Genomic DNA, 4,302 nt, shown 5'->3' on the forward strand with positions numbered 1-4,302 from the left:
ATATCGCTTACTCAGTACCACTGTTTGGTATTCCAGAAGCAACGGTGACCTTTGCCGGCTCCTACTCCAGCGCATCAAATGTAGTGGACGATGAAACCACAGCAGCCCGGGTACGGCTCAACTACACGTTCTAACCCGTTTAACCAGCGTGAGTCCGGTTGTTATCCCCCTTCACGGCTACCGGACCCACGCACCAAACAGTTCCACAGTACAACGATAGTTACCGCTGTTAATGCACTTTGGGAACCGTCCACCCCATCGCCTCACACTCAGTACAGTGACTCAGTTCGACGGTCTTGGTAAACACCACGTTGGCATAATTGAAACTGTCAGATTCGGCCATTCGTTTTACCACAGGCACCTGATATCTAAGCGGATACACGCTGTCCGATTTTATATAACGGCCACAATCACCATCCGTGCGAAATACGCAGTACTGATAACTATACCCGGCGGGTCTGATGAGCGGCACCGTTTCAGATGACAGGCAACGACGATCACTGTCCCCGATACTACCGGTGACCGAGAACTTACTACACACCTCGGTGGTTCCTGCATACAGCATCAGATCGCCGTCGTTATCACGGTAATAACTCATATCAGTCACTTTAGCCCAGACAACCTTTGAACCTGAACCATTAGCAGCATGCACATAAAACGGCACCGTCGGCACCACCGGATAATGAAAACGATCCTGGTACAGCTCACTTATTGTACTTTCCGGCCCTACCGCAGCAGTGGCCTGCAACGGAATAATGACCAACAAAGGCAACATCAGCAGACCTGCAATGAACTTATTCATAATCTGACTCCCGGCATTCAAACTATGGAGGATAGTCCGTCTGTACCTCCGGATAATCGGCCCCTCATCACTACCGCTCCCCCCTGACCCGGACAATCCCTGAATACAGCATTGATACTGACAGACCATTACAAACCCAGATGTTTGCAAAGAGTAACCAATGACCTGATGAGAAACCTCTGATAAAGGATATGCCCTAAACATGAGATCAGACTGAAAATGCGCAGCAACCACTCTGTTTTTTTAGAATCGTTCGCTATTTAGCATGAGCCAAAGCATATATACAGCATAAATTACGTTTTATTACCTATAAATAACCAAGAATTGATTCATTTAAAACAGAATATACGTTATATTTACAAATTCATAATTCACAAGAATAACCCACAGGAGACCATCAGCATGACCAGTATCATCGAGAAGATAGTTGCACGGGAGATCCTGGACTCCCGGGGTAATCCAACCGTTGAAGCCGAGGTGATACTGGCCTCAGGTGTGACCGGAGTCGCTTGCGCGCCTTCAGGGGCAAGTACCGGATCAAGAGAAGCACTGGAACTGAGAGATGGTGATAAAAACCGTTACAACGGCAAAGGGGTTTTAACCGCGGTTGATAATATCAACTCAAAGATCGCCGTTGTGCTCAAAGGCTTTGACGCCCGTAATCAACGCACACTGGACCAGGCGCTGATCGAGATGGACAACAGCGAAAACAAATCTAACCTCGGTGCCAACGCGATGCTGGCGGTTTCTCTGGCCGCGGCAAAAGCGGCTGCAGCCGATCAGCACCGCCCTCTTTATTCACACATCGCCTCTCTTTATGGGCAGCCTGGGGTATTCAGCATGCCCCTTCCGATGATGAACATCATCAATGGCGGCGAACATGCCGACAACACTGTTGATATTCAGGAGTTTATGATTCAGCCGGTCTCTGCCCCCACTTTTCGCGAAGGCTTACGCATGGGCGCTGAGGTATTCCACTCTCTCAGGAAAGTACTTCAGGCGCGAGGACTGAGTACTGCCGTGGGTGATGAGGGTGGTTTTGCACCGGATCTGAAAAGCAACGAGGAAGCGCTGATCGTGATTCGTGAAGCGGTTGAACAGGCAGGCTACACACTGGGAACAGACTTCACCCTGGCGCTGGATTGTGCCGCGTCTGAGTTTTATCGTGACGGCAAGTATCAGCTCAGCGGCGAAGGCAAGTCATTCAGTTCAGAGGGTTTCAGCGATTACCTGGCCGCACTGACTAAACACTATCCGATTGTATCAATTGAGGATGGCCTGGATGAATCCGACTGGGAAGGCTGGGCTTACCTGACAGAGAAACTGGGTAGTGAAGTTCAACTGGTAGGTGATGATCTTTTTGTCACCAATACCCAAATACTTCAGCGCGGTATCAATCAGAAGATCGGTAACTCAATCCTGATCAAGTTTAATCAGATCGGCACCCTGAGTGAAACCCTTGAAGCGATCAGAATGGCACAGAATGCAGGCTATCGCGCGATAATCTCGCATCGCTCCGGCGAAACGGAAGATACCACCATCGCCGATCTGGCCGTTGGCACCTGCGCCGGACAGATTAAAACCGGTTCTCTCTGCCGTTCAGACCGGGTGGCCAAATACAACCGCCTGTTGCGCATTGAAGAAGCGCTTCAGGGGGCGGCTCCCTATCGAGGTCGTGGTGAGATATTCGCACAATAACCGGGATTCATGATTAAGCGATACCTGGTTACAATTGTTAACGGGCGTTAACCTCTCAGACATCGACAGTTAACGCACCCGCTTTTAAATAGAGCCATTATACTCAGGGGAATGGAGCCGTTTTTATGCCCCCTTCCCTAATAACCGTTCAGGAACACAACCATGCTAAAGGTCATCTCTTTTGGCGAAGCTCTGGTCGACATGCTCTCCAGCCGGGTCAGTGAAAACCAGTCTAACGAGATTGAGCAGTTTGCGAAATACCCCGGAGGCGCCCCTGCCAATGTCGCGGCGGCCGTAGGGAAATTAGGCGGCAACAGTTACATGGCCGGTAAAATTGGCACCGATATGTTTGGTGTCTTTATGCGTCAGTCATTGCATGAAGCTGGCGTGAATACCGATTACCTGTTGAATACCGACGCAGCCAACACCGCACTGGCGTTTGTTTCACTGGACGCAGAGGGCGAGCGCAGCTTCACTTTTTACCGCAACCCCTCTGCCGATATGCTGTTTACAGCGGATGAATTTGAGGATCACTGGTTTGCGGATGCGGGCATCTTTCACTTCTGCTCCAATACTCTGACGGCAAGCGGCATCAGAGAGGCGACTCTGGCCGGGATAGATAAAGCTAAAGCAGCAGGCTTTCTCATCAGTTTTGATGTCAACCTGCGCAGCAACTTATGGCCTGCGGACAGCGACCCGGCAGCCCCTATCTGGCAGGCCCTGGAGCTGGCCGACCTCGTTAAGCTGAGTCAGGAAGAGATGAATTTTCTCGCGGCCAACACCTCGCAGGATGAGGTGCTGCAACGACTACTGAACAGTGGCGTGTCGCTGGTGCTACTGACCGATGGCGGCAACCCTTTGCGTTACTTCAGCGCACAGAACGCCGGAACAGTCACGCCACCCAGAGTCTCTATGGTGGATAGCACTGCCGCAGGTGATGCCTTTATTGGTGGATTTATCTATCAGCTTGCCGCAATGGACTGTCAGCCTGACGAGCTGAATACACTGCTGAATATGCCGGACAAACTAGAGCAAGCGCTACGATTCGCCTCCCATTGCGGAGCCTACGCGGTGTCCCATAAAGGAGCCTTCACCTCACTGCCCGGTATAAACGACCTGCAATTATAAACTGCGATATTCGCTAAACAGATCAAAGGCAAGCACATCAACGCGTCCCAAAAGGCCCTGATAGAAACCATTCGATCAGGGCCTTTTTTTGGTTCATCGCGCTTTACCGGGAAAGGAGTCCATCGTGGTAGATAGTACCGGAGCAGGACCTTTAGAATCTAAAACAGACTCGCCACAGAGAACAGCCGGTTAATAGTATTTCTCCGTATCCTTAGCATGCCCTAGCGTTGTTTTTTTCTGCCCGAAAGTTCCACTCCCGTGATAACAGCAATCCGTTGCCGACAAACAATCTCATACCGGGATGAACTGAAATTTGCATCATTCATTTCAATTATTAACAGGGCTCTGAATGATTAAAATCAGAGGTTAATCCTACACCTTTTCAATAGCAGTCAGCGTCAGGTGATCAGGCTCATCCTGATGAGCCCGGCCTGCTACACGCTGATCTGAAAATAATAAAACGAAAAGGTGAATCACGTTGAAAACTTCCATTTTATTAACGTCCGCTGCTATTGGCTGCGTATTAGCCGGTACCGCACAGGCACAACTTGCGTTTGATGCAAATCTTGAACTCGATACCGATGCGGTTGATACCGCAACCTCCTCCACAACCTATGACCAGAACGGTTTTGTCGAACTGAATGTCGCCTCTAAACGTGAAAACGGAGAGTACT

Annotated in this window: 3 protein-coding genes and 1 pseudogene; 3 read left to right on the forward strand and 1 reads right to left on the reverse strand. The window is 50.1% G+C overall.

Annotated elements, in window-relative coordinates; all coding sequences use genetic code 11:
- Positions 1-229: 229 nt before the first annotated feature.
- Positions 230-802: a hypothetical protein gene (locus JW499_RS21290; RefSeq protein WP_205212469.1), complete on the reverse strand. Its 573-nt coding sequence runs from the start codon at positions 800-802 to the stop codon at positions 230-232.
- 402 nt (positions 803-1,204) lie between these two features.
- Here JW499_RS21290 and eno point away from each other — a divergent pair, with 402 nt between their 5' ends.
- The 3 genes and pseudogenes from eno to JW499_RS21305 form a co-directional block, all read left to right on the forward strand.
- A complete protein-coding gene (gene eno, locus JW499_RS21295; RefSeq protein WP_205212470.1) occupies positions 1,205-2,500 on the forward strand; it encodes a phosphopyruvate hydratase in 1,296 nt (431 codons plus the stop codon).
- A 162-nt stretch (positions 2,501-2,662) separates the two neighbouring features.
- On the forward strand, positions 2,663-3,628 hold the full coding sequence (locus tag JW499_RS21300; protein ID WP_205212471.1) for a carbohydrate kinase family protein: 966 nt from the start codon (positions 2,663-2,665) through the stop codon (positions 3,626-3,628).
- A gap of 478 nt (positions 3,629-4,106) precedes the next feature.
- Positions 4,107-4,302: pseudogene (locus tag JW499_RS21305) on the forward strand (carbohydrate porin); the annotation flags it as partial.

The organism is Amphritea pacifica (assembly GCF_016924145.1).
GTDB classification, from domain to species: Bacteria; Pseudomonadota; Gammaproteobacteria; order Pseudomonadales; family Balneatricaceae; genus Amphritea; species Amphritea pacifica.